Consider the following 536-nt stretch of genomic DNA (forward strand, 5'->3'; position numbering starts at 1 on the left):
GATATACCAGAACTTCACCAAACAGCACCACACCAATTCGAGACCCCTCACGCTCTTCAATGTCAGCCCCTAGAGCAATAAACAGCGCTTCAATATCAGACCACTTGATAGCTCCGCTGACAGGCCTAGCAAAGATAGCCGTCAACGTTCTTAAATGTTTTTTGTTCATAAAGTCTCATAATCCGTTAAATCGATAGTACTACTTTTTAGTATCATTTCAAGCGAATTTGGTACTATTTTTTAGTACCACCAATCAAAATGCATTAGCGGCAATTGCCCCCATTGATACCTGTCTCTTCTACACAAATCCCTCGGTTTGCCCCGGGGGATTTTTTTGAACCATTTTTAATTAACCTGATCTGATCCTGACCTTTTGTTTCAGATACCACATGCCATGTTTTTAAGTGAACCATCACTCTGGGCACAGAGCATTTTTCAGCGCGCAAAATTAGGGGATGTACGAAGGACCAAACGGCTTGTACAGTTGGCGGCTCAACTTGCAGCTCATACAGGACAATCTATCGTGCAATCTCTTT

1 protein-coding gene is annotated in these 536 nt (G+C 42.5%); it reads left to right on the plus strand.

Annotated features, from left to right (window positions below; all coding sequences use genetic code 11):
* Window positions 1–394: 394 nt before the first annotated feature.
* The coding region (locus tag L5M18_RS23385; protein ID WP_263198451.1) for a transposase at window positions 395–536 on the plus strand (142 nt) is incomplete at its 3' end.

Origin of the sequence: Shewanella sp. SM20, assembly GCF_025654545.1 — a bacterium.
GTDB classification, from domain to species: domain Bacteria; phylum Pseudomonadota; class Gammaproteobacteria; order Enterobacterales; family Shewanellaceae; genus Shewanella; species Shewanella oncorhynchi.